The sequence below is a fragment of the Thalassolituus pacificus genome (genome assembly GCF_025318105.1).
Lineage (GTDB): Bacteria > Pseudomonadota > Gammaproteobacteria > Pseudomonadales > Oceanobacteraceae > Venatoribacter > Venatoribacter pacificus.
This window is the reverse complement of record NZ_JAOANI010000015.1, coordinates 661,882-685,427: the sequence shown is the minus strand read 5'-3', so window position 1 is coordinate 685,427 and position 23,546 is coordinate 661,882. Positions and strand designations below refer to the sequence as shown.

The following is a 23,546-nucleotide window of genomic DNA, read 5'->3' as shown; positions in this document are numbered from 1 at the left end:
TGCAAATCCAGTAATAACGTCCCGCCTACTGCTGTTTATTTCGCAGCACGGCAACCATACCCATGCATATTATTGTCACCAATGACACCTCACTCCACTGCTAAACAGCCTGTTCCATGGCTGAACGTTTTACCGCAGCTATCAGAGGCATAAGATATTTTCATTTCCCGCCGCTGCGCGAGCAGACGACAATCAGTGCATCTGGTGCAACACGCCAAATAGCACAATAAGCAGCACACCCCGAAACAGGCAGGAGGCACGATGACCCAATTATTTTCTGGCAGCAATCCGGCAACAGCGACCAGCGCTCTGGTGGTTGAAGGTGGTGCTATGCGTGGCATTTTTGCAGCCGGTGCGCTGGATGCCTTTATGCAGGCTGGTGTTTATCCGTTTGATTTCGCCCTTGGTGTTTCTGCCGGGGCCACCAACCTGACCGCCTATGCCACTCGTCAGCCGGGACGAAATCGCGATGTAATTACCCGCTTTGCCCGCAGCCGGGGCTTTTTCAGTCCGCTGCGCTTTATGCGTGGCGGCCATCTGACCGATGTCGACTGGCTGTGGAATTACGCCCACGATCAATTGCCGCTGCATACCCGGCAACTGTCCAAAACACTGCCGATTTATGCGGTGACCACCCGCGCCAGCGACGGCAAACCGTGCTATTTACGGGTCACGGCTAATAACATTCACGCGGTGATGGTCGCCACCTGTGCTCTGCCTTTTGTTTTCCGCAAAGCCATCGTTGTAGACGGTGAACGCTATGTGGATGGCGGCGTCGCCGATTCCATTCCGGTACGTAAAGCCTGGGAGATGGGAGCGCGTGATATTACCGTTGTGCTGTCGCGACCACTGGGTTATCGCAAAAAAGAAAAAGCCAGCGACGACGATGACAGCCTGATGCAGAAAGCACTGGAAAAAATGTTCGGTAACGACGCCGCTCTGCTGGCCGCCATGCAGCAGCGTTCAGCCGATTACAACGCCAGTCTGGATTTTATTCATAATCCCCCGGCCGGATGTCGTATTCGCGTCATCGCTCCGCCGGATGATTTTCCGGTCAGTCGACTGACAATGAATCTGGGAAAAATTGAACGGGGCTACGAACAAGGAAAAAGCGCAGGTCAGGCATGGCTTAACCAACATTTTGCTACGACGGCAGAATCCGGCCAGGTGGCTTGACGCTTTATTCCGTTAAAAAAAGCGCCAGCAGTTCATTCAGATATTGCTGGCCCTTGTCGGTTGGATAAATGCGTTTATCGACATTTAATAAGCCCAGCTTCCGGGCTTTTGCCACAGGTTCTGCCACAGCATCCAGTGTCAGGCCGGTACGGTATTCAAAGTCATCCACCAGCATGCCTTCGCGCAGGCGCAAGCCGTTCATTAAACATTCGAGGCCAATATCTTCCGGCTCAATGGTTTGCTTACCGGTCAGGAAGGTTTTATCCGGATTGAGATAGTCCCGTGGCAGGCGGGTTTTCTGCGTGCGGTAAATTACGTTGGCATCGGCCAGGGTGATTTTGCCGTGTGCTCCGGCGCCAATGCCAAGGTAATCACCAAACTGCCAGTAATTCAGATTATGTTTCGAGGCTTTACCCGGCTGGCAATGAGCCGATATTTCGTAGTGGTCGAAACCGTGCTCCGCCAGTAATGCCAGCCCGGCCTCCTGAATATCCCATAAGGCGTCGTCTTCCGGTAACTGCGGCGGACGTTTATAAAATTCGGTATTGGGTTCTATGGTCAGCTGGTACCAGGATAAATGCGTCGGCTTAAACGCCAGCGCCTGTTGCAGATCGTCCAGCGCCTGTTCGACCGTTTGCCCCGGTAAACCATGCATTAAATCCAGATTGAAATTATCAAAGCCGGCTTTTTTTGCCAGTTTAATGGCCCGCAGTGCCTGCTCGCGATCATGCACACGGCCAAGCTTCTGCAGGTGCTCGGGCTGAAAGCTCTGTATGCCAATCGATAAGCGGTTGATCCCCAGTTTACGGTAGGCAGAAAATTTTTCTGCCTCAAAGGTGCCGGGGTTGGCTTCGAGGGTAATTTCAATGTCTTTGGCAAAGGTGAGGCGCTGCTTCAGTCCTTTAAACAGTACTTCGTAGGCCCTGGCCGACAGCAGGCTGGGCGTGCCGCCGCCAAAGAAAATGCTGTGAATCTCCCGCCCCTGCACCCAGCGCAGGTCTTCATCCAGATCGGCCAGCAGTGCCTGAATATATTCCCGCTCCGGCAGATCGCCCTCAGCCTGATGCGAGTTAAAGTCGCAGTATGGGCATTTGCGGATACACCAGGGAACATGAATATACAGACTCAGCGGCGGCAGATGCAGCATGATTACTTCCTCAATTTCCGGCTCAGACTTCGGCCAGATCCAGTGCCTGCAGCAAGGTTTCTGCCTTGGCGGCCCATTCGTTATTTTCGTGTGACAGTCGCGTATTGTCTTTTTTCAGACGCTCGTTGTCTTGCTGCATTTGTAGTATTTGCGCATTCAGTTGCTCAATCTGCTGTTGCTGAGCCAGAGCTTCAGCATCGCGTTCAACCAATTGCGCAGCAGCTTCAGCCAGTTGCTGCCGGGTCTGCTGCTGTTCATTGTTCAGTTTCTGTACGTCTTCCTGCAATTGCATATTATCCAGCTGCAGGGTTTCGATGCTGCTGATGGTACGTAACACTTTCTGTTCAAGCTGGTCGAAAATATCCACACATTACTCTTTGTAAAAAATAATAAAAAAGCCCGCACCATAAGCGCGGGCCAGACTTGCGATCCCGGATCAAGCAACCCGGAAAGGAGTATCAGACGTGCCAGCGCGCCAGAAGTTGCTGAATCGCCTGACCACGGTGAGAAAGTTGATTTTTACGTTCTTTGCTCAGGCTGGCCGAGGCGCAACCTTCACCCGGTACAAAAAACAGCGGATCATAGCCAAAGCCATCATGCCCTTCAGGCGCTGTCAGAATACGGCCTTCCCAGCTGCCCTGGAATACCTGTGGCGTTGGGTCGGCGGCATGGCGCATATACACCAGTACGCACTGGAAACGGGCTGTACGCTGCGCTTCGGGCACGTCTTTCAGCGCCGCCAGCAGCTTGGCATTATTGGCACTGTCGCCCTGGCCGAAGCCATCATCCGCAGCGGCATAGCGGGCGCTGTAAATTCCGGGCGCGCCCTGCAGGGCATCGACTTCAAGACCGGAATCATCGGCCAATGCCGGCAGACCGGTGGCAGCGCAGGCATTACGTGCTTTGAGGATGGCGTTTTCAACAAAACTGAGGCCGGTTTCTTCTGCCTCAATCACATTAAGCTGAGTTTGCGGAATCAGCTCAATATTCTGCTCAGCAAAGTGGGTATCGAACAGAGCTGAGAATTCACGCAGTTTTCCGGCGTTTCCGCTGGCGAGTACTATTTTGCTCATTCTTCGTAAAATCGCTGGCTGAATTTCACATCAAAGGTACGGCTTTGGCCTTCCGGTGTTGCCTTCAGGTCGATGTTGTACATATCTTCATCGTCAAAGCGGAAGGTGGTGATGTAGTACACCGCATTGGTTTCTTTAATTTCCTGAAACTCCAGCTCACGGCTCTGACCGACCAGATTGCGGATTTTACCCGTTACATTACCGCTGACGGCAACCGGCATAACCGGCATATCGCTGCCGTCTTCGTTATGCAGAATCGACACGCTGATATAACCCAGCGCCCGTGAACGGGTAATGCCATAGGCTTCGGCCGCTTCCGGTGGCAGGAAGCTGGAGTTAAGGCCGATATAATGAACTTCGTAGTCGCCAAAGACCTGTTTTTGCTCACCACGGTCGGCGGCCAGCAGCATCGGGCTGAAGGCGGCACACAGGGTGAATAAACATGCGGTAAAAACCTGAGTCAGTGCTTTCATGATCATTTCCTTGTGATGTGATAAACGGCTATTTCACCCAGCATGGACGGCCACAGACGAATCGTCCAGTGTTCTTTATGCTGGTCATCGACCACGGTTTTATTAAGGATACGGATGCCTTTTTCGCGGCACAGCATCTCAAAATCGCGGAAGGTGCACATGTGAATATTGGGCGTGTCATACCAATTATACGGCAGGGTTTCCGACATCGGCATCCGCCCTTTCAGCAGCAGATAAAAGCGCGTACGCCAGTAACCAAAGTTCGGGAAAGTGACAATGGCTTCGTCACCGATGCGCAGCATTTCATCCAGCAACAGATCCGGGCGCTGCACAGCCTGCAACGCCTGAGTCATGATGACGGTATCAATACTGTTATCTTTAAAATTACTCAGGCCTTTATCCAGATCCTGTTCAATCACGTTCACGCCGTTGGCAATGCAGGCGGTGATTTTTTCCGGGTTAATTTCCAGGCCATAACCACGCACATTTTTATGGCGCTTAAGGTAACTCAGCAGCGAGCCTTCACCGCAGCCAAGATCGAGTATCTGACTGTCGGGTTTAACCCACTGCTGGATAATGGCCAGGTCATCGCGTAATACCGTCATGCTGTAACCTCCGCCGCATTATCCAGTGGAATACTGGCCGCCACCCGTTGCATATAGGCTTTGAAAATATCCATATAGCGCGGAATGGGTAACAGAAAAGCGTCATGACCATTGTCGGATTCAATGCAGGCATAGCTGACGTTTTTGTCGGCATGCACCAGCGCATTCACAATTTCTTCCGAACGTTCCGGCGAGAAACGCCAGTCGGTGGTAAAAGACACCACCAGATAATCGCACTGCGAGCGACTCAGGCACGTCACCAGGTCGTTATCAAAATCGGCCGCCGGATCAAAATAATCCAGTGCCTTAGTCATCAGCATGTAGGTGTTGGCATCAAAGCGGGTACTGAATTTCTCCCCCTGATAATGCAGATAACTCTCGACCTCAAATTCAGGGGCGAAGCTGTAGCTGAGTTTGCCTTTTTTCAGATCACGGCCGAATTTCTGCCGCATGGCATCGTCAGACAAATACGTCAGATGGCCAAGCATGCGCGCCTGCATCAGGCCGGATTTCGGAATGGTGTCAAACTTGTGATACCAGCCATCATGAAAGTCCGGGTCTTTGGCAATGGCCTGACGCGCAACTTCGTTAAAGGCGATGTTCTGCGCCGATAATTTCGGCGCCGAAGCAATGACCACCGCATGGCGTACGCGCTCAGGAAACTGGATCGACCAGCGTAATACCTGCATACCACCGAGCGAACCACCCACCACCGCAGCCCATTGCTGAATGCCCAGCACATCGGCCAGCCGCGCCTGGCTGTTCACCCAATCACGCACCGCCAGAATCGGAAATTCCGGGCCATACACTTCACCGCTTTCCGGATTAATACTGGTCGGGCCGGTCGAACCTGAGCAACCACCTAAGTTATTCAGTGCCACCACAAAAAAGCGGTTGGTATCGATCGCTTTACCGGGACCAATCGCGGTATCCCACCAGCCGGGCTTTTTGTCGTCCATGCTGTGGTAACCCGCCGCGTGATGATCACCACTCAGGGCGTGACAGATCAACACTGCGTTCGATTGATTGGAATTCAGGCTGCCATAGGTTTCGTACATCAGGTCGTACTGCGGCAGAACCCGGCCACTGCGCAAGGTCAGTGGCTGATCAAAATGCTGTAACTGGGGAGTGACCAGACCGACGGAGTCGTCGGGAATAACATCCGGCATGAGCGTTCGTTTCCCGCGTTGGTGAAAGCTGACAATTAAGGCGCGGAGTTTATCAGGCTTGTTGCCAGAAGACAGCAGCGGCTACTGGCAACAAGGCGTTGCACTTACAGTTTCAGCGTTTGCGTTACCCCACAGGCTGCGGCAAACCATTCATCGTGACTGACCAGAATCATCGCGCCCTGATACGCGCACAGAGCCTGCGCCAGTTGTTCGCGGCTATGCATATCCAGGTGATTATCCGGCTCATCCAGCAGCAACAGCGCACCCGGCGTTTGTTGCGTCACCATTAACAGCGCCAGCTTCATCCGTTCGCCCCCGCTTAAGACCGCCGCCGGGCGCAGGCAAATATCAGCCGACAGGCCGACGCCCGCCAGTAACGTGCGCGCAGCTGTCGCGTTTAATGACGAGAACTGCTGCAGGTTATCGAGCACGCTGAGTTCGTTTTGCAACAGGCGGCAGTGTTGATCCAGCAGCTGCACAGGCACCCGGCGCTGGATATGTTGCTGGCCCTTATCCACCGTGGCGAGCAAGGTCAGCAAGGTACTTTTACCGCTGCCATTGGCACCGCGCAGCCAGCAGCGCTCGCCCTGTTGCAGGCTGAACGTCAGGCTGGCATCCGCCGACACAGCGGCCTGAGGTACGGGCCAAGGTAGCTGTGTCACCTGCAGAGCAGTACCGCGGCGCAGGTTTTGCGCCTGCGGCAGATACCATTGCGTTGCACCGGCATCGTCCTGCAGCCACTGCTGCTGATTTTGTCTGAGCTGCGCAGTCGCCTGCTCTGACTGGCGACTGCGCAGACGACTCTGCCGCCCTTGCTGCTGTTCAGCACTTTGCCGTTGTTTATCCAGCAGCAGTTTGCTCTGGCTGCCATCGCGGCGCTCGCGCTTACCACTCTGCGCCCGGCGGGCGGCTTTCTCCTGGCTGCGCTGCGCTTCGGCCGACACCTGTTGCAGGCGCTGGCGGCTGCCTTCCAACTGTCGCTGCAGCGCGTCCTGTTCCTGCCGACGCTGCTGTATAAACTGCCCGTAATGACCGCCGTAGTGGTGCAGATGGCCGCCACGCAATTCCAGGATGTGTTCCATGGCCTGTAATAACGGACGCTCATGACTGACCAGAATCAGCAAGCCACGGAAAGCCGCTATCTGCTTCAACAGCCACTGCTGACCGGCACTGTCGAGGTGATTACCCGGTTCATCCAGCAACAGCACATCTGGTGCTGCAGCAAACAGTAATGCCAACTGCAGGCGCATCCGTTCACCACCGCTCAATGTCTGCAATGGCCGCTGCAGGCACTGCGCCAGTTGTGCTAACGATGCCTGGGGCGGCAGCTCAAAACCATGCTGCGGCAAAATCTGTTGCAGCCTGGCTGGCAGGTTCCAGTCGTCACCGATCAGCTCAAAGTCCGGGGCATACCCGCAGCCAGCTTCCACCCGCAGCAATGCCTCAAGTAACGCGGTCAGATTCAGGAAGTCCGCAACCGAGTCGTCGCGGTTAATCGGCACGTCCGTTTGCTGTTGTGGCAGCCAGCCAAGGCGACCGTAACAACGAACATCCCCCTGCGCTGGCCGCAACTGCCCTGCCAGCATTGTCAGCAGCCGTGATTTGCCGCTGCCATTACGCCCGCACAGGCCATAGCGGCCAGCCGCTAACGACAGGTGAATATCCTGCAGAATCCTGTCGCCCGCAGCGGTTTGGTCGTTCAGATGAGCACATTCAAGAAGGACAGATTGAGTCACAAAGACACTCCTGCGGCAGCAGGCGCATAGCGGGTGACACAGATTCTGTGTACAAGGAACCAAGAGGAAGCTTATGGAAAAGCCAGACAGACCCAGACCCGACATACGCGGTCCTGCTCGCCGATTAATAACCGAAGAAATGGATTAATGGCTGAAGCAGGGCGTTTAAATCATGTCGGTGCGGACTCCGCAGAAGAATTCAGACGTCGCAGATTAGAAAAAAGCGCCGTTCCTGACAAGATTATGACTGTCTTTTTCTGCCGTTTTTTCGCTTTGTTGACGCTTCTGCGTCCTTCTTATCAGGTCGATCAGGTCATTTGCCGCTATACAGCGATTTCACCTTTGGTCTAAAGTTGATGCAACTCAGGAAAAGGAAGTCCGCTATGCAGCCTATTGCCACACCGACCACGCTCAACACCGACGATCTTAAAGCACTGGTTTACGGTGCCTGTTTCCTCGCCTCCGGTGGCGGCGGCCCGATCAGCATGGCACTCGATTTTCTGCAACGCATGAGTGGTACCGTCAGCCTGTTACCGGTCACGCAACTTGAGCGCGATAAAACCGCCCTGATGGTGGTCGATCTTGGCTCTCCCGATGCGGCCGCCGAAGGCCATGGGTTTACCGCTCCGGTGAATGCGTTTAAAAGCCTCAGCGCCTATCTGGCAGAAAAAGAACACAAAACCATTGAGTACCTGTTGCCCGGTGAAATCGGCGCGGTGAATACACTCATCCCGTTTTATATCGCCTCGATGATGGACGGTAAGGTTGCAGTGATCGACGCCGACCCCTCTGGCCGCGCCGACCCGCGCCTGACCGAAACCCTGCTCGCCGCCACCAATGCACCGAGCTGCCCGGCGATGATTGCCTCCGATACCCAAAGCAGTGCCGGAGTAAAATGCAACTGGACAGCAGAACCCTTTGCCTCAACCCTGTTCCTTGACCTGACCGCTGCGGAGCTGGAAGAAAAAGCACGCGAAACCGTCAGTCAGCCGGAATACCATCAGGTGGGAGGCATGGCCTGTTATCCGCTGGATACCAACTTTCTGCAAAGCCCGGCCGCCAGGGGCTCATTGGTGTACAACTCCGTTGGGCGCGCGTTGACCGTCGGTCGCCAGATTCTCAGTTCGCCATCGGTACCGGCGTTGTCAATGCTGCTCGATCTGCTGCACATTCATAACTACATTTTTACCGAAGGTAAAATCAGCAAAATCATCAACCGCACCCACGGGGGCTTTGATGTCGGCAAAATTATTTTCAGTGCACCAACAGGTGATTACTGGGTGTATTACAAAAACGAAAGCCTGTTGGCCTGGGATGTAAAACAAGGGCGGCCACATGCTATTGCTCCGGACTGCATCAATATCATGCTTGCCAGCGCTGACGGCGAAACCCCTGCGGGTTCGCCACTGTCGACTGCCGATATCCGCGAAGGTCAGAACTGTACCCTGTGGGGAACCGCCTGTCCGGAAGCCATCCGCATCACGCCGGTGATCAGCCAGTTTATGGATGACCTGAACGATATTCTCAGCGCCTTCCCGGAAGATCACGTAGCGGTGTCCGCCTATATCCCGATTGAAGACCTGAACCTCACGCTCTGTGCCAAAGGAACTGCGGAAAAATGAGCGACGATAAACGCCCCGATAGCGGGCTGGATCTCGAAACCCATCTGTTTTACGAGATCTGGCGCAACTCGCCGGATAATATGTTTATCCTGCGGGTTGGGGAGGACGATTTTTATTTTGTAAAAACCAACCTGTCGCAGCAGTTAAGTCTGGAGCTGGTATCCGCAGCCCCAAAAGATATGGGCATCAAAGAACTGATGCCCCCTGATTTGTATGAGCAGGTCAGTGCCAATTACAAACGCTGCATGGAACGCAAAGAACCCATTCAGTATGAAGAAATAGAAGAGCTGACCAGCCACGATGGCAGTCCGCAATATTGGAGCACCACGCTTTCTCCGATTTTTGGTTCCGCCGGTGAAGTGCAATATATCTTTGGCATTTCACGTAACATCACCCGCCTGAAACAGGCCCAAAAAGCGGCCGAAGCCGCCAACGAAGTGAAAACATCTTTCCTGGCGAATATGAGCCACGAAATGCGCACGCCATTAAATGGTATTCGTGGCGCAACAGAATTATTGCGTCACAGCGACGACCCGCAGGAGAAAGAAGAACTGTGCCGGTTGATTCTGAATGCGACCGAAGCTCTTACCCGCCAGACCTCAGATATTCTCGAATATGCCCGAATCGACAGTGGTAATATCCGTCTGGAAAATGCACCGTTCTCACTGCGCGAAGCCGTTAAAGATGTGCAGAATCTGGTGCAGCATGCGGTACAGGAAAAGAACATCCGCTTCAGCGTGAATCTCGACAGCCGTATTCCTGACCAGCTGAATGGCGACGGCGGCAGACTAAAACAAATTCTGCTTAATCTGGTCAGTAATGCGGTTAAGTTTACCCACGAAGGCAGCGTATCTCTGACCATTGATCTGAGTAAGCGCCTGGGCCAGGAGCACCAGCTGCGCTTCCGCGTTGTCGATACTGGCATCGGTATTCATGCCGACGATATGAATAAATTATTCCGTCCGTTCAGCCAGGTCGACCAATCGACCACCCGCCGCTACGAAGGCAGTGGCCTGGGGCTGACTATCTGCAAAGATCTGGTGAATGCCAAAGGCGGCAGCATTGAAGTCAGCAGCGCTCCCGGCAAAGGCTCGGTGTTCGAATTTAATCTGAGTTATCCGGCATTAATGCAGGATATTCCGGTGCCGAGTCAGCTTGATCCATTGCCAAAGATACCCGACCTGAAGATTCTGCTGGTTGAGGATAACCGCACCAATCAATTAGTGACCAAAAAAATTCTGTCCCATGCCGGTATTAAGGTAACGGTTGCCGAACACGGTCAGGAGGCCCTCGACTTCTGTCAGCAGCAACGTTTTGATCTGATTTTAATGGATTGGCATATGCCGGTAATGGACGGTCTGCGCGCCACGCAATTGCTGCGTGAAATGGATGACTATCATCGCCGCATTCCTATTGTTGGTCTTACCGCCAACGCCATGGAGCAGGATCGCCAGACCTGTCTGAACGCTGGCATGGATGATGTGGTTCTGAAACCCTTAAGCGGTGAGAAACTGCTGCGTTGCATCGCCCGCTTGCATACCGGCCGGGAAGCACCGGCAACGCCAAGCACGCCCTAAGGCCTGTTAACACTAATTAAACAGGCCCTGACATTCTGCACATAAAAAAGCGGCCATAGTTATAAACAACGGCCGCTTTTTTATTATCCGCAAACCTTCAGGCGTGTTTTTTCATAAAGGCTTTTACTTTAGGGGCAATGCTTTCGCGGAATTTACGGCCATTAAAAATACCGTAATGGCCAACCCCTTCTTCTTCCAGATGTTGTTTTTTACCTTTGGCAATACCGGCACATAATTCCAGTGCACAAGACGTTTGACCGCGTCCGGTAATATCGTCCAGCTCGCCTTCAATGGTCATTAAAGCCATAGACTTAATGGCTTTAAGATCCACTTTTTCACCGCGGAATTCCAACTCTCCTTTCGGCAACTGATGTTCCAGAAAGACCCGGCGGATGGTGTCGAGATAATACTGCGCAGGCATATCCATAACAGCAAGGTACTCGTTATAAAACTGACGATGCGCTTCGGCACTGTCACCATCACCCTTCACCAGATCACTGAAAAATTTGAAGTGCTTACTGACATGGGAATCCATATTCATCGACATAAAACCCGTCAGCTGAATAAAACCCGGATAAACCAACTGGCCACGGCCTTTAAAACCCGGCGGTACACGACAAATAACGTTATCTTCAAACCACTCCAGATCACGGCCGGACGCATAGTCATTAACGTCGGTCGGATTAATGCGGACATCCACCGGCCCACCCATCAGACTCATGCTTTTCGGCAGATTCGGGTTGTTATGCATCGCCATATAGCCGGCCGCGACCAACGCTGGTACGCAGGGCTGACACACCGCCAGTACGTGGGTATCCGGACCGAGTTTTTCCATAAATTCGATTAAGTACTCGACGTAATCATCGAAACGGAAACCGCCATCGCTCATCGGTACATCACGGGCATTACGCCAATCGGTAATGTACACCTCATGGTCCGGTAAAAACTCGCGCACAGTACCGCGCAATAAAGTAGCAAAGTGGCCGGATAACGGCGCCAGCAGCAGCACCTTAGGCTGATCCAGTCCGCGTGTGCGGCGGCGGAAATGCAGCAGGTTACAGTAGGGTTTTTCAATCACAGTTTTGTATTCGATGCCGATGGTACGGCCGTCGATTTCCGTGGTGTCCAGATCCCAGTCCGGTTGCTCGTAGTAATCGGTCAGACGTTCGGTCAGCTCCATCGTGGCACGTACGGTACGAAAAAAGATGCCGTAATTCAGTGGATTCCACGGCTGATAAAACATATTGCGCGTATGGCGTGCGAGCACATGCACCGGGCGCATGGCATCCATAATCTGGGCATTCATCTTGTAGAGCATGATTCGTTCCTCCGTGACTGCCACCGGCCGGCGACAGTGAGAACATTCTGGTTGTTATAACCCTAGCCTATCAGAAAACCTTCGCCGTTATGCTGCAATGCAGATCAGCTTTTGTCCGCTTAGGAAGACGCATCGGAGTCCTTTCTGTCTGCTCAGGCCAGGTCAGGGGTTGTGCACAGGCGGTTTGTGCAATCTGTACTGGTTTTTACGCCATCGACGCGAGGAAAGATCGCGCTGACAGCTATATCTGCGGACCATTAAAAGCGTATGGCAAAAAATGAGCTGAGCTAAAAATCAACCATTAGCATGAGAAAAGCCATCACATAAAAAGCAACGACCGATAAAACAGAGAAGTGAGAGCCCGGCAGACAGCCACAGCCGGAGAGAGAAGCGGACATCATCCATAATGTCCGCTCTGAACGTCGCCGATAAAGCCTCAGATAGCGCGTAAGAAGCTGAGCAAATCAGCCCGTTGCGATTGCTCAAGCTGCTCAAATGCCTGCTTTGCCGCCAGGCCTTCGCCACCATGCCAGAGAATTGCCTGCGGCAAGGTTTGCGCCCGGCCATCGTGCAGGAAGCGGCTGACGCCATCATTTTCCAGCAAACCCAAGCCCCACAGTGGCGGCGTGCGCCATTCCTGTGGCTGCGCATTTCCTTCGCCAACACCGTCACTGAGATCTGCGCCCATATCGTGCAGCAGCAGATCGGTATAGGCATAAATTGTCTGCCCGCGCAGCGGCGCCAGCGCGGCGTCGGTGCGGGTTGTTAATGTCGGCCGGTGACAGGCCTCGCAGCCGGTTTGGGCAAACAGCTGCGCTCCACGCTCAAAGGCCGCATTATCACTGACGCGTCGTTCATACACCGCCAGCACGCTGAGGAATTCGTTGATCTGGCCCAGTGCTTCCGCGCTGACCTCAGGATTACCGCCGGACGGTTGGCTGGCACAGATATCCTGATGTTCCGTGCATGGTTCCTGTGGATTCACCACACTGGTTAATCCCATATCCTGTTGCAAAGCACCGGCACTTTGACCGCGCAGCGAACACTGCATCGCCTTCCAGCCAAAACGGCCAATGCAGTCCTGCCCTTCGCGCTGCAGGCGATGGGCGCGGCCGGAAATACCATCAGCGTTACTGTCCGATTCATCTTCATAAGCCAGAATCTGTTCCTCCGGCACCAGATTCAACAAACCAACCCCGGTAAGCTGAGGCGACAGGCGTGGCCCAAGGTGAACGCCAGCGGCCAGGGCATGCGTCGGATTGCTCAGCACAAACTGTGGTTTACCGGAGCCATCATCCTGCCAGCTGACATCGCCTTCGCCACGCCCGACGGTGGCAAACGGCTGTAGCTGGCCCCCCAGATGCGGATCAGGCTGGCCGCTGGCGTCGCCCAGACGGAACAGCAAACCGCTGCCTATCTGGCCGTCAGCCAGCAGGCTGGCGGCACGGCCATTGGCGGTGTGACACAGATCGCAGGCCCCGGCGACAAACAGCGGCCCCAGTCCATCGAGCTGCGGACGCGCGCCGGGAGCCATTTCCCAGTCAGCAACAAACAGCTCCCGACCGCGTGAAACCTGCGCTAACTCTTCCAGCGGCAAACCCGGAATAAACTGCAGAAAGCCTAATGAAGCCTGCCATTCAACCGTGGCAGCGCCACCCACCGGCAGCCAAACCTGCGCTTGTTTGTCGGCGTCAGAACCGGAGTTGTCAGAGGCGCCACAGCCAGCCAGCAGCAACAGCGTTGTTAACAGTAAATAACCAGTGCGGATCATGGCGCTGACGTCACCATCGCCGCAGATGTTGCCGCTGCAGCTGCGGGTACGGATACCAGCACCGGTACGCGGTAGCCCCACAGATTAATAAGATCACTGCCACCCAGCGATCCCTCAAAGCTCCAGCCCCAGGAGAACAACTGACCATCGCCGCGCAGACCAACGGTATGCAGCGCTCCGTTACCCAAATCCAGCGCATTATCAAATTGCAGAATCGGGCTCAGTGGCGCTTCGACATCGTCGTCCTGCTCAATACCCAGCGTACCGAGCATGTTCTGTCCCCAAGGATAGACCTTGCCATCGGCGCGCTTCACAAAACTCTGATTGCCATTAGCCCAGACCGCCTGCACATCGCTGAACCACGGCAGCAGCTGCGGGCTTGTGACCACTTCCGGCCATTGCTCGCTGACAAATAAACCCACCTGACTGCTGAAGTTCAGACCCCACGCATACACCTGACCGCTTTTACCCAGCGCCAGTACATGATCACGACCGGCAGCTACAGCAGTAATCGCTTGCGGCAGCGGAATCTGCACGGGCGTGCTGTGTACCTCGGTATCTTCGCTGGCTAAACCCAGGTTGGCGTAGTCATTGGCGCCCCACCCCCAGAGAACCCCCTGCTCATCCAGCGCATAAGAACTGCCGGACGATGCGGCGACCTGCACAATACCCGTCAGAGTTAAGCGCACCGGATAATCACGGTTAAGGGCGGAGCCATCGCCTAACTGGCCAAGATTATTGCTGCCAAACGCAGAGACTGTGCCGTCGTTATGCAGCACCAGCGAATGACCATAGCCACGTACAACAGACACCGCATCGGTGATGCCCGGTACCTGTAGCGGCGTCAGCCTGGTGCTTGTATCTGCCGTTTCCGCCGCTGCACTGCCCAGTCCGAGCTGACCATTGGCACCGTCTCCCCAACTCCAGACCGTACCATCAGCGGCCAGTGCCAATGAGGCATTCTGATTAAACGCCAGCGACACAAACGTCTTGCTGGTTGGCAGTAACACCGGCGTCAGCGGATGGGATTCATCACTGGCCAGCTTGCTGGTCATGCCCAGTCCCAGCTGGCCTTTGTTATTACGACCCCAGACATAGGTTTTGCCTTCAACAATCGCGCCGGAGTGCGCACCACCAGCCGTAACCCGCTTACCGAAATAAGCCTGATGGCTTGCACGGGTCTGGTTACCAGCCGCATCGGTTACCACAATCTGAAATGTATTAAGACCGCCGCTCAAGCGGAGTGCAGCACTGAATTGACCACTACGGCCATCGTCGTCCAGCTGCAAATCAGCACTGAAGGTTTGTTCGCCGCGGATAATCTCTACGCTGCCCAGTTTGCTGTCATCGCTGACGATGCCCGTCAATGTCAGCAGACGGCTTTGCGAGATCGCCGAATCAGCGGGAAACTGGCCACTGAGTTGTGGTGCGGTGATGTCCGGAGCATTGCTGTTGTCATCGTCCGCACCACAGCCCAGGAGAAACAGAACCGGTAAAACCGGCAGGAAAAAGCGTTGCATGACAGCCACCCGTTAATAAGAATCAATATCAAAGGCGGCGAACAATATACGAAATAATAACTATTCGCAAATATGTATTGTATTACCAACGCTATTCGAAACGATCACTCCTCGCCTGCCCCGGCGTTTGAGCGAACCAGCGCTTGAATGCCCGCTGAAAGTTGCTTTGCTCCTGATACCCCAGACGCAGGGCGATTTCCGGCAACGCCACACCCTGCTGCAATAAGCGCTGTGCCTGCTCACGCCGGACTTCTTCCAGCAGTTGTCTGAAGGTTACACCGTGGACGCGCAGACGGCGCTGCAGAGTGCTGATGCTTAAGCCCAGGCAACCGGCGACCCAGGCGCGATCCGGCTCACCCAGCAGCAGCGACTGTTCGATCCAGTAGCGCACATGGGCCAGTGCCTGCTGTTCATTCAGCTGCTGCAAGGCATGGCGCGCCGCCAGATCCTGCGCCGCCGCCTGCTGCGGATTAGCCCCGGCAACGGCAGTGGCCAGCAGTTCATGGCTGAATTCGATACTGTTCTGTGACGCGGAAAACTGCACCGGACAGCCAAAGTAGTGCTGCCAGCGCTGCGGGTGCAGCGGTGGCTGACTGCGCAGGCTGACGTTCAGCGGCCTGACCGGCTGATGGGTCAGCCAGCGCGCCATCGCCACCAGCGCTACCATGGCGGTATGTAACGACAACAGCGGCACCGGCTGGCGGGCGTGAAAACTGATACGTACACCTTGGGCAGTTTCCTGCAGCGGCAGGTCGATGGCTTCACCGATCAGGCGGTGAAAGCGCAGCAGCCGTTCCAGTGCTTCGCGCAGGTTACGGCTGGATTGCATAGCAAAGCTGATCACCGGCGCATGTTCCAGACGGATATCGCGGCCAATGGCCAGAGCCAGATCATCATCCGGACAAGCCCGCGTTATCGCACTCCACAGCGCGGTTACCCGAGTCTGCGGAATACGTCCCTGCGGCTGCTGTAGTACTCCGGCATCAATACCCGCCTGCTCACACAGGATTGTGCTGCTCAGGCCAAAACCTTCGGCACCCTGTAACAGCAGGCGCACCCAGGCACTGGATGTCGTCGCCAACGGCGCCTTGCCAATCTGTAAGGGTGATGACACAGGCATACTCCGCCTAAAAATGACTCATTATGATAATAATATGACCCGAAAAGCCAATCGACTTGTGCCGCTCTGACGTATGTTGAACAGACTCAACACATAACAATAACCACGTATAACAAGCCATCCGGCAAGGCAGGCAACCATGACCCATCCGACCTCTTCGACTCAAACCCAACAAACACCAGAGTTCAAAAGCTTTGCTGAGTTTTATCCTTACTATTTGGGTGAACATTCCAACCCGGTTTGCCGGGTACTGCACTACACCGGCAGCCTGAGCGCGCTCAGCATTCTTATCTACGCCCTGTGGAGCGGTCAGTATGCGCTGCTGCCACTGGCTCTGGTTGCTGGTTATGGCCAGGCCTGGATCGGTCATTTCTTCTTTGAGCACAATAAACCGGCGACATTTAAGTACCCGCTGTGGAGCTTCATGGGGGATTGGGTCATGTTAAAAGACTTTTTCCTCGGCCGTATCAAACAGAACATGCCGCAGCAATAATCCCTCTGGGCCGCGACGCCGCAGGGCGCATTCTGCGCTCAGCGGCGCTGCTAAGCCGTCGTGCCATACAGCCCGTAGTTCTACTTAGTCGTTTATACCTATGTCGCATTCACACCCAGAGAGTGCGGGCTTTTAATGCCTCCCTTTCTCCGGCACTGCGCTTATCGTGTACGCAACGCACAACGGTGTGTCAGGCGCCGGCCTTTACTGCTTATCCGGGGGCTGTATGCAGCACTACAACATTTATGAAATGGGTCTGGATGCTAATCCGGCCAACTACACCGCCTTATCGCCGATCAGCTATCTGCAGCGCGCGGCCTTTGTTTACCCGCAGCGCACCGCCCAGATTCATCAGGACACCACTTACACCTGGGGTGAAACCTACGAGCGCTGCGTGCGTCTGGCCTCTGGTCTGAAAGCACTGGGGATTCAACACGGTGAAACCGTTTCTTTCCTGTGCGCCAATATTCCCCCGATGTTTGAAGCGCACTTTGGTGTGCCGATGAGCGGTGCCGTGCTGAATGCCATCAACACCCGTCTTGATGCCGAAGCCGTAGCCTTTATTCTGCAGCATGCCGAAACCCGCATTCTGTTTGTTGACCGTGAATTCAGCGACGTTGCCAGCAAAGCCCTGAAATTACTGGCGGTTAAACCGCTGATCATCGCCGTTGATGACCCGTATTTCGACGGTGGCGAACTGCTGGGTGAACAAACCTACGAGCAGCTGCTGGAAAAATCTGACCCGGATTTCGCCTGGGAACTGCCGGAAAACGAATGGCAGGCCGTTACCCTGAATTATACCTCCGGCACCACAGGCAACCCGAAAGGGGTGGTGTATCACCACCGTGGCGCCTACCTGAACGCCGCCAACAACATTATTTCCTGGGATATGGGCAAGCACCCGGCGTACCTGTGGATTCTGCCGCTGTTCCACTGCAATGGCTGGTGTTTCCCATGGAGTATTGCCGCTGCGGCCGGGGTCAGTGTTTCCCTGCGTCATGTCCGTGCCGACGCCATTTATGGCGCCATTAAAGATCATAAAGTGTCGCACTTCTGCGGCGCGCCGATTGTGCTGAACATGCTCAACAATGCGCCAGCCGAAATGAAGGAAGGCATCGAACATCAGGTTAACGCCATGGTGGCCGGTGCAGCGCCTCCGGCTGCGGTGATCGAAGGTATGGAAGCCATGGGCTTTAAAGTGACCCACGTTTATGGTCTGACCGAAACCTACGGCCCTTGTGTGGTGTGTGAGTGGGACGAGGCCTGGAATGAGCGCACGCCGGGTGAACGCGCCGCGCTGAAAGCCCGCCAGGGTGTGAAGAGCCCGATGCAGCAGGATCTGATGGTTGCCGATCCGGATAACCTGCAGCCGGTGGCCCGCGATGGCGAAACCATTGGTGAGATTTTTATCCGCGGCAATATCGTGATGAAAGGCTACCTGAAAAACCCGCGCGCCAGCGAAGAGGCTTTTGCCGGTGACTGGTTCCACACCGGGGATCTGGCGGTATGGCACGAAGATGGTTATATCGAGATCAAAGACCGCTCAAAGGACATCATCATCTCCGGTGGCGAGAATATTTCCTCCATCGAAGTGGAAGATATTCTTTACCGTCACCCCGATGTAGAAGAAGCCGCAGTGGTCGCCAAGCCGGATGAAAAATGGGGCGAAACGCCTTGTGCTTTCGTTAAGCTGAAGCCGGGGGCCGAAGAAGACGCCGCAGCGATTATGGACTTCTGCCGCGCCAATATGGCGCACTTTAAAATCCCGCGTCACGTGGTGTTTGGTGACTTACCGAAAACCTCTACCGGTAAGATCCAGAAGTTTATTCTGCGCGCTCAGGCTAAAGAGTCCTGATACCCAGGATCTAACAGCAAGCGTATAAAAACGGGCCTCAGATGAGGCCCGTTTTTTATTGTGGAAATATCACCTTACTGCACGCAATTCACCGGCGACCAGACATCAAAGCTGTCTTCATCCAGCGCATCTTTTTCGCTGTAGAGAAAGCAATGATCGCCTACGCGCAGCTGCTGGGGTGCAAGACTGCCAGCCTCACCGCTTTCAATAAAATCACGCTGTGGTCGTTGCCTTTCACTGCGCACCGCATTCAGCTGACGACGCAAACGCGGATCGAAAGGTGCACTTTGTAGCGGCTGTTCGCTGATGGCGTCCATCGTCCCGGCAGGCAGGCGCAATAGCGGCGGCGAGGTCAATTGAGGTTCAGCGCTTTCTGAGGTTTCCTGCGCTTTATCCGGTACGGCAGGTGCTGCAGGGTTTTCTGTTGCCGGGTTTTCTGCTGCAGGAGTAGCGAGTTGTTCAGGCAAGTGTTGATGAGGCTTATTGTCGGGCACTGTCTGCACAGGCAAAGCAGCCTGCAGACTCAGCCGCAACACTGGCATAAGCTCTGTTGGCTGTACTGCCCGCTGTAGCGGCGCAGCCAACAGCAACAGGTGCAGCAGCAGCGATACACCTAAAGCCAGAACCAAAGGATTGTGCAGCAGATAAAACAAATGAGTGGCATCCCTTCCTTCGCCGGAACAGGCTCCGGCAGAAGGGATTAGAGGCCACTCTTAACATCAGGTTCAGTACAGCCGCTCAGCGGATCTGCCCGAAGGCCAACTCAGATACCAACTCAGATGCCAATTCAATTGCCGCTCAGGCGCGTTCGTACACCACAAAGCTGTAGTTGTACGGATTCGGGCCTTCGGCGGCGAAGTCTTCGCGGGCGACTTCCTGCCAGGCACTGCGTTCAAACTCGGGGAAGAAAGCATCGCCTTCTACCTCAGCATGGACTTCGGTCAGATACATACGATCCACCAGCGTCAGCGCCTGAGTGTAGATTTCGGCACCGCCAATAATCATCGCTTCATCCTGGCCGTTAATCAGCGCAATACTCTCTGCCAGCTCACGGGCCGCTTCGAGGGAGGCAACCACTTTCACGCTGTCATTAGCGCCCGGTGGCTGATAACCAGCCTGACGGGTAATGATGATATTGGTACGGCCCGGCAGTGGCTTGCCAATGCTTTCATAGGTTTTGCGGCCCATTACAATGGTTTTGCCCATGGTCACCTGTTTGAAATATTTCAGGTCGTTAGGCAGATACCAGGGCAGCTTGTTATCGATACCGATCACGCGGTTTTCGGCGAGGGCGACAATCAGAGAGAATTTCACAGCCAGCTTCCGTTGTGCAAAAGCGCCATCATACCACTGCGTCTAAGCTCCGTCTGGTCTCAGGGTCTGGCTTCAGGCGCAGCGTGGTATCACACGCTGCGCGTTACCAGCGCCGGAATATCGGCCGCCGGCAAGGGCCGGGCAAAGTAAAAGCCCTGATACTGGTCACAGCCAAACACCGCCAGAACATCGAGCATGGCGCTGTCTTCAACGCCTTCAGCAATCACTTTCAACCCCAGATTATGGGCCAGGTTAATGATCGAACTGGCAATGGCGGCATCGTGGGTATCGGTGACGATGTCTTGCACAAACATGCGGTCGATTTTCAGGTAATCGATTGGCAGGTCTTTCAGGTAGGCTAATGATGAATAACCGGTACCAAAATCATCAATCGCCACCGACACGCCCAGTGTGCGCAGACGGTTGAGAATCTGCACGCCATGATCAAGATTAACCATCAGCGTGCTTTCGGTAATCTCCAGTGTCAGCCTCTGAGGCGGCAACGCGCAATCGGCCAACAGCTGTTGAATACGTTCGGCCAGATCACGCTGGCGGAACTGACGCGGTGACAGGTTGACTGACAATTTGCTGTCCTCTGGCACCAGCCCCTGGCTGAGCCAGTCGGCATACTGCTGGCAGGCATTGCGTAACACCCACTCGCCGAAGCGTTCGATCAACCCGGTTTCTTCCAGCACCGGTATAAAAATGGCCGGTGAAACATCGCCCAGCACCGGGTGCTGCCAGCGCAGCAAAACCTCAACACCGGTAAAACACTGATCACTGATACTGACCTGAGGCTGGTAAACCAGGCGCAGCTCTTCACGCTCCAGAGCATGGTGCAGCGCACTTTCCAGACCGACGCGGATTTTGTCGGCCGGAGAGCTGCGATGACAAAATACATGGCTGACATTACGCCCTTCGCGCTTAGCCTGATGCAACGCCAGTTCGGCATGGCGCACCAGTTGTCCGGCGTCGTAACTGACCCGGCTGGCCAGCTCAATGCCGATGCTGACGGTCGAGAATATCTCCTCACCACCAATCGCAAATGGCCGCTGAAACGCCGTGCTGATTTTTTGTGCCACCGCCGCACTCATCTGTTCATTGTCCTGATGACCACCGGCTTCAAGTATCACCGCAAAACTGTTGCCACCCAGACGCGCCACGGTATCAGAGCGACGCAGGGTATCCCGCAAACGCTGTGCGCAGGCAATCAGCAGCAAGTCACCAAACTGATGACCATGCAATTCGTTAACAACCCGGAAGCGGTCGAGATCGACAAACAACAGGCTGACATCCAGCCCACGGCGCTGACTCTGCACCAGACAATGATCAAGACGGTCCTGAAACAGACCACGATTGGCTAACCCGGTAAGAGGATCGTGATGGGCGGCGTGCTTCTGATCAATATCGTACTGGCGACGGGCCATCGCCAGCAGCATCACATGCGACAGCAGCCCGGATTTCGCCTGATGCAGGCTCAGTATTTCCTGTACACCGGCGCTGATGAGTTTCTCTTCATCACTGAGGTGTTCCAGTAACACCAGCAGCGGTGCCTCTGGCAGCATCAGCCGCACCCGCTCAATCGCCGCTTCCAGCCAGCCATTAAAGCGTTTGCTGTACAGACACACGACACCATGTTGCGCTTCCAGCCAGGCAGCACAGATGTCATCAAGCGAGGCGGCCGGCTGCAGCGTAACGTCCGACAAATGCAGCGATGGCAGAGCATCGTCGGCACTTAACAGCAGCAAGGTCGGTAATTCGGTATGGAGTAGTGGGTTCACTATCAGCACCGGGAGTCAAAGTTGCCTTCAGTATAGACAAGCAGACTCCGCCGTCTGGTCTGACAGCCGCGATAGTGAAAAAGAATTGTTACCAACGAAGAGGCCGCCTGCTCTGCCTGCCCCAGAGCAAAGCGGAGCAAGGACGGAGCAGGAGCAGCATCGCAATCAGATCGCGACGGGCGCTTTGATATGCGGGTGAGATTCGTAACCTTCGATCACGAAGTCTTCAAACTTATAGTCAAACAGACTGTCGGGTTTACGCTGAATCACCAGCTTTGGCAGCGCCATCGGCTCGCGCGACAGTTGCAGGTCAGTCTGCTCCAGATGGTTGGCATAGAGATGCACATCACCACCGGTCCAGACAAAATCGCCCACCTGCAGATCACACTGCTGTGCCACCATATACACCAGTAAGGCATAGCTGGCGATATTGAACGGCACACCAAGGAAGATATCGGCGCTGCGCTGGTACAGCTGGCAGGAAAGTTTACCGTCAGCGACGTAGAACTGGAAAAAAGCGTGGCATGGCGGCAGGGCCATATTGTCAATTTCACCCACATTCCAGGCACTGACGATCAGGCGGCGCGAGTCCGGATTGTTTTTAATCTGGTTCACCACCTGGGTGATCTGATCAATATGACGGCCATCGGCGGTTGGCCAGCTGCGCCACTGCGAACCGTACACCGGCCCCAGATTGCCGTCTTCATCGGCCCACTCATCCCAGATAGAGACGCCGTTTTCTTTCAGATAGCGAATATTGGTGTCGCCACTCAGGAACCACAGCAACTCATGAATAATCGAGCGCAGATGCAGTTTTTTGGTGGTTACCAGCGGGAAGCCTTCACTCAGATCAAAGCGCATCTGATACCCAAAACAGCTGTACGTGCCGGTGCCGGTACGGTCTTCCTTGAAGGTGCCGTTTTCGCGAACATGGCGCATCAGATCGAGATATTGCTTCATACTTTCTGTTCTCCGGATTTCGGGCTGCGGTAGGCAATCACCAGCAGAATAACCCCTATAACAATCATCGGCAGACTGAGCAGCTGCCCGCGGCTCATCCAGCCAAATAAATCAAAACCAATATGTGCATCCGGCTCGCGGAAGAACTCGGCAATGGTACGGAACAAGCCATAACCAATCAGGAACATGGCACTGACGGCCTTCTGTGGCCGTGGCCGGGACGAATAAAACCAGAGGATAACAAACAGCAGGAACCCCTCCAACGCCGCCTGATACAACTGTGACGGATGGCGCGGCAGATCGCCGGCGCGCGGAAACACCATCGCCCAGGGCACATGAGCCGGATCCGCCACACGGCCCCATAACTCACCGCCAATAAAATTGCCGAAACGGCCAAACATCAGACCGACCGGTACCAGCGGAGCAACGAAGTCGGCCACATCAAAAAAGTTCTTTTTATATTTGTGACCAAACCACGCCAGCGCTGCCATGACACCCAGCAGCCCACCGTGAAACGACATCCCGCCTTCCCACACCCGCAGCAGCCATAACGGGTCCTGTAAGAATTGCGGAAAGTTATACAGCAGCACATAGCCGCAACGACCACCGAGAATAACCCCCATGGCACCATAAAAGATCAGATCCGACACCTGCTCCGGTGTCCAGCCGGAAGCCGGACGACGCGCACGGTAATTGGCCAGGCCCCAGGCCGAGGCAAACGCCAGCAGATACATCAGGCCATACCAATGAATTTTCAGCGGGCCAATGGCCACGGCTACCGGGTCTATATCGGGATAGGTCAGCATACGAACTTCCTTGCAACAACAATCAGACTT

The 23,546-nt window shown here is 54.8% G+C and carries 22 protein-coding genes; 6 read left to right on the top strand and 16 right to left on the bottom strand.

Annotated features, from left to right (window positions below; genetic code table 11):
- Positions 1–261: 261 nt before the first annotated feature.
- Complete coding sequence (locus NYR02_RS10260) at positions 262–1,176, top strand: patatin-like phospholipase family protein (RefSeq protein WP_260976264.1); 915 nt, start codon at positions 262–264, stop codon at positions 1,174–1,176.
- A 4-nt stretch (positions 1,177–1,180) separates the two neighbouring features.
- Here NYR02_RS10260 and hemW read toward each other — a convergent pair whose 3' ends face one another.
- From hemW to NYR02_RS10225, 7 genes are all read right to left on the bottom strand, one after another.
- The gene (hemW, locus tag NYR02_RS10255; protein WP_260976263.1) at positions 1,181–2,323 is read right to left on the bottom strand and encodes a radical SAM family heme chaperone HemW; all 1,143 of its coding nucleotides are present in this window, start codon (positions 2,321–2,323) and stop codon (positions 1,181–1,183) included.
- A 22-nt stretch (positions 2,324–2,345) separates the two neighbouring features.
- Complete coding sequence (locus NYR02_RS10250) at positions 2,346–2,690, bottom strand: hypothetical protein (RefSeq protein WP_260976262.1); 345 nt, start codon at positions 2,688–2,690, stop codon at positions 2,346–2,348.
- A 91-nt stretch (positions 2,691–2,781) separates the two neighbouring features.
- Positions 2,782–3,396 (bottom strand): RdgB/HAM1 family non-canonical purine NTP pyrophosphatase, encoded by a 615-nt coding sequence (gene rdgB, locus NYR02_RS10245; protein WP_260976261.1) that lies wholly within the window; start codon positions 3,394–3,396, stop codon positions 2,782–2,784.
- Positions 3,393–3,869 carry a DUF4426 domain-containing protein gene (locus NYR02_RS10240; protein WP_260976260.1) on the bottom strand — a complete coding sequence of 159 codons (477 nt, stop codon included), beginning with the start codon at positions 3,867–3,869 and terminating at the stop codon, positions 3,393–3,395. Before NYR02_RS10240 ends, rdgB begins: the two co-directional genes overlap by 4 nt.
- Before the next feature lie 2 nt (positions 3,870–3,871).
- Positions 3,872–4,474 carry a methionine biosynthesis protein MetW gene (gene metW, locus NYR02_RS10235; protein WP_260976259.1) on the bottom strand — a complete coding sequence of 201 codons (603 nt, stop codon included), beginning with the start codon at positions 4,472–4,474 and terminating at the stop codon, positions 3,872–3,874.
- Positions 4,471–5,643: a homoserine O-succinyltransferase MetX gene (gene metX / locus NYR02_RS10230; RefSeq protein WP_260976258.1), complete on the bottom strand. Its 1,173-nt coding sequence runs from the start codon at positions 5,641–5,643 to the stop codon at positions 4,471–4,473. Before metX ends, metW begins: the two co-directional genes overlap by 4 nt.
- Positions 5,644–5,747: 104 nt before the next feature.
- Positions 5,748–7,379: an ATP-binding cassette domain-containing protein gene (locus NYR02_RS10225; RefSeq protein WP_260976257.1), complete on the bottom strand. Its 1,632-nt coding sequence runs from the start codon at positions 7,377–7,379 to the stop codon at positions 5,748–5,750.
- 147 nt (positions 7,380–7,526) lie between these two features.
- On the opposite strand from NYR02_RS10225, the gene NYR02_RS10220 reads away from it, so the two are divergent.
- From NYR02_RS10220 to NYR02_RS10210, 3 genes are read left to right on the top strand one after another with little or no spacing between them, the layout of a single operon-like run.
- Positions 7,527–7,730, top strand: coding sequence for a hypothetical protein (locus NYR02_RS10220; protein ID WP_260976256.1), 204 nt, complete (start codon positions 7,527–7,529; stop codon positions 7,728–7,730).
- Positions 7,731–7,762: 32 nt separating this feature from the next.
- Positions 7,763–9,001: a DUF917 domain-containing protein gene (locus NYR02_RS10215; protein ID WP_260976255.1), complete on the top strand. Its 1,239-nt coding sequence runs from the start codon at positions 7,763–7,765 to the stop codon at positions 8,999–9,001.
- Positions 8,998–10,578 carry a PAS domain-containing sensor histidine kinase gene (locus tag NYR02_RS10210; RefSeq protein WP_260976254.1) on the top strand — a complete coding sequence of 527 codons (1,581 nt, stop codon included), beginning with the start codon at positions 8,998–9,000 and terminating at the stop codon, positions 10,576–10,578. The genes NYR02_RS10215 and NYR02_RS10210 overlap by 4 nt, the downstream gene beginning before the upstream one ends.
- Before the next feature lie 97 nt (positions 10,579–10,675).
- Here the strand turns inward: NYR02_RS10210 and NYR02_RS10205 are convergent, their stop codons facing one another.
- The 4 genes from NYR02_RS10205 to NYR02_RS10190 form a co-directional block, all read right to left on the bottom strand.
- Positions 10,676–11,896 (bottom strand): polyhydroxyalkanoate depolymerase, encoded by a 1,221-nt coding sequence (locus NYR02_RS10205; protein WP_260976253.1) that lies wholly within the window; start codon positions 11,894–11,896, stop codon positions 10,676–10,678.
- Positions 11,897–12,332: 436 nt separating this feature from the next.
- Positions 12,333–13,748, bottom strand: coding sequence for a di-heme oxidoredictase family protein (locus NYR02_RS10200; RefSeq protein WP_260976252.1), 1,416 nt, complete (start codon positions 13,746–13,748; stop codon positions 12,333–12,335).
- Positions 13,664–15,187, bottom strand: a complete 1,524-nt coding sequence (locus NYR02_RS10195) for an RCC1 domain-containing protein (RefSeq protein WP_260976251.1) — start codon at positions 15,185–15,187, stop codon at positions 13,664–13,666. Before NYR02_RS10195 ends, NYR02_RS10200 begins: the two co-directional genes overlap by 85 nt.
- A 91-nt stretch (positions 15,188–15,278) precedes the next feature.
- Positions 15,279–16,301 (bottom strand): AraC family transcriptional regulator, encoded by a 1,023-nt coding sequence (locus tag NYR02_RS10190; RefSeq protein ID WP_260976250.1) that lies wholly within the window; start codon positions 16,299–16,301, stop codon positions 15,279–15,281.
- Positions 16,302–16,446: 145 nt separating this feature from the next.
- Here NYR02_RS10190 and NYR02_RS10185 point away from each other — a divergent pair, with 145 nt between their 5' ends.
- Positions 16,447–16,800 (top strand): Mpo1-like protein, encoded by a 354-nt coding sequence (locus NYR02_RS10185; protein ID WP_260976249.1) that lies wholly within the window; start codon positions 16,447–16,449, stop codon positions 16,798–16,800.
- Between the two features lie 226 nt (positions 16,801–17,026).
- Positions 17,027–18,655: an acyl-CoA synthetase gene (locus NYR02_RS10180; protein ID WP_260976248.1), complete on the top strand. Its 1,629-nt coding sequence runs from the start codon at positions 17,027–17,029 to the stop codon at positions 18,653–18,655.
- Positions 18,656–18,729: 74 nt separating this feature from the next.
- Here the strand turns inward: NYR02_RS10180 and NYR02_RS10175 are convergent, their stop codons facing one another.
- The 5 genes from NYR02_RS10175 to lgt all read right to left on the bottom strand — a co-directional run bounded on the left by NYR02_RS10175 (position 18,730) and on the right by lgt (position 23,516).
- Positions 18,730–19,308, bottom strand: coding sequence for a hypothetical protein (locus tag NYR02_RS10175; RefSeq protein ID WP_260976247.1), 579 nt, complete (start codon positions 19,306–19,308; stop codon positions 18,730–18,732).
- A gap of 145 nt (positions 19,309–19,453) precedes the next feature.
- Complete coding sequence (locus NYR02_RS10170; RefSeq protein WP_260976246.1) at positions 19,454–19,969, bottom strand: dihydrofolate reductase; 516 nt, start codon at positions 19,967–19,969, stop codon at positions 19,454–19,456.
- An 89-nt stretch (positions 19,970–20,058) separates the two neighbouring features.
- A complete protein-coding gene (locus NYR02_RS10165) occupies positions 20,059–21,750 on the bottom strand; it encodes a putative bifunctional diguanylate cyclase/phosphodiesterase (RefSeq protein WP_260976245.1) in 1,692 nt (563 codons plus the stop codon).
- 165 nt (positions 21,751–21,915) lie between these two features.
- A complete protein-coding gene (gene thyA / locus NYR02_RS10160) occupies positions 21,916–22,710 on the bottom strand; it encodes a thymidylate synthase (RefSeq protein WP_260976244.1) in 795 nt (264 codons plus the stop codon).
- The gene (gene lgt / locus NYR02_RS10155; RefSeq protein ID WP_260976243.1) at positions 22,707–23,516 is read right to left on the bottom strand and encodes a prolipoprotein diacylglyceryl transferase; all 810 of its coding nucleotides are present in this window, start codon (positions 23,514–23,516) and stop codon (positions 22,707–22,709) included. Before lgt ends, thyA begins: the two co-directional genes overlap by 4 nt.
- Between the last annotated feature and the right edge of the window lie 30 nt (positions 23,517–23,546).

Excerpts from the sequence above, each read along its gene's own strand:
- NYR02_RS10260 (WP_260976264.1), top strand. The coding sequence starts at position 262 with ATGACCCAATTATTTTCTGGCAGCAATCCGGCAACAGCGACCAGCGCT.
- hemW (WP_260976263.1), bottom strand. The coding sequence starts at position 2,323 with ATGCTGCATCTGCCGCCGCTGAGTCTGTATATTCATGTTCCCTGGTGT.
- rdgB (WP_260976261.1), bottom strand. The coding sequence starts at position 3,396 with ATGAGCAAAATAGTACTCGCCAGCGGAAACGCCGGAAAACTGCGTGAA.
- NYR02_RS10240 (WP_260976260.1), bottom strand. The coding sequence starts at position 3,869 with ATGAAAGCACTGACTCAGGTTTTTACCGCATGTTTATTCACCCTGTGT.
- metW (WP_260976259.1), bottom strand. The coding sequence starts at position 4,474 with ATGACGGTATTACGCGATGACCTGGCCATTATCCAGCAGTGGGTTAAA.
- metX (WP_260976258.1), bottom strand. The coding sequence starts at position 5,643 with ATGCCGGATGTTATTCCCGACGACTCCGTCGGTCTGGTCACTCCCCAG.
- NYR02_RS10220 (WP_260976256.1), top strand. The coding sequence starts at position 7,527 with ATGGCTGAAGCAGGGCGTTTAAATCATGTCGGTGCGGACTCCGCAGAA.
- NYR02_RS10215 (WP_260976255.1), top strand. The coding sequence starts at position 7,763 with ATGCAGCCTATTGCCACACCGACCACGCTCAACACCGACGATCTTAAA.
- NYR02_RS10210 (WP_260976254.1), top strand. The coding sequence starts at position 8,998 with ATGAGCGACGATAAACGCCCCGATAGCGGGCTGGATCTCGAAACCCAT.
- NYR02_RS10205 (WP_260976253.1), bottom strand. The coding sequence starts at position 11,896 with ATGCTCTACAAGATGAATGCCCAGATTATGGATGCCATGCGCCCGGTG.
- NYR02_RS10195 (WP_260976251.1), bottom strand. The coding sequence starts at position 15,187 with ATGCAACGCTTTTTCCTGCCGGTTTTACCGGTTCTGTTTCTCCTGGGC.
- NYR02_RS10185 (WP_260976249.1), top strand. The coding sequence starts at position 16,447 with ATGACCCATCCGACCTCTTCGACTCAAACCCAACAAACACCAGAGTTC.
- NYR02_RS10180 (WP_260976248.1), top strand. The coding sequence starts at position 17,027 with ATGCAGCACTACAACATTTATGAAATGGGTCTGGATGCTAATCCGGCC.
- thyA (WP_260976244.1), bottom strand. The coding sequence starts at position 22,710 with ATGAAGCAATATCTCGATCTGATGCGCCATGTTCGCGAAAACGGCACC.
- lgt (WP_260976243.1), bottom strand. The coding sequence starts at position 23,516 with ATGCTGACCTATCCCGATATAGACCCGGTAGCCGTGGCCATTGGCCCG.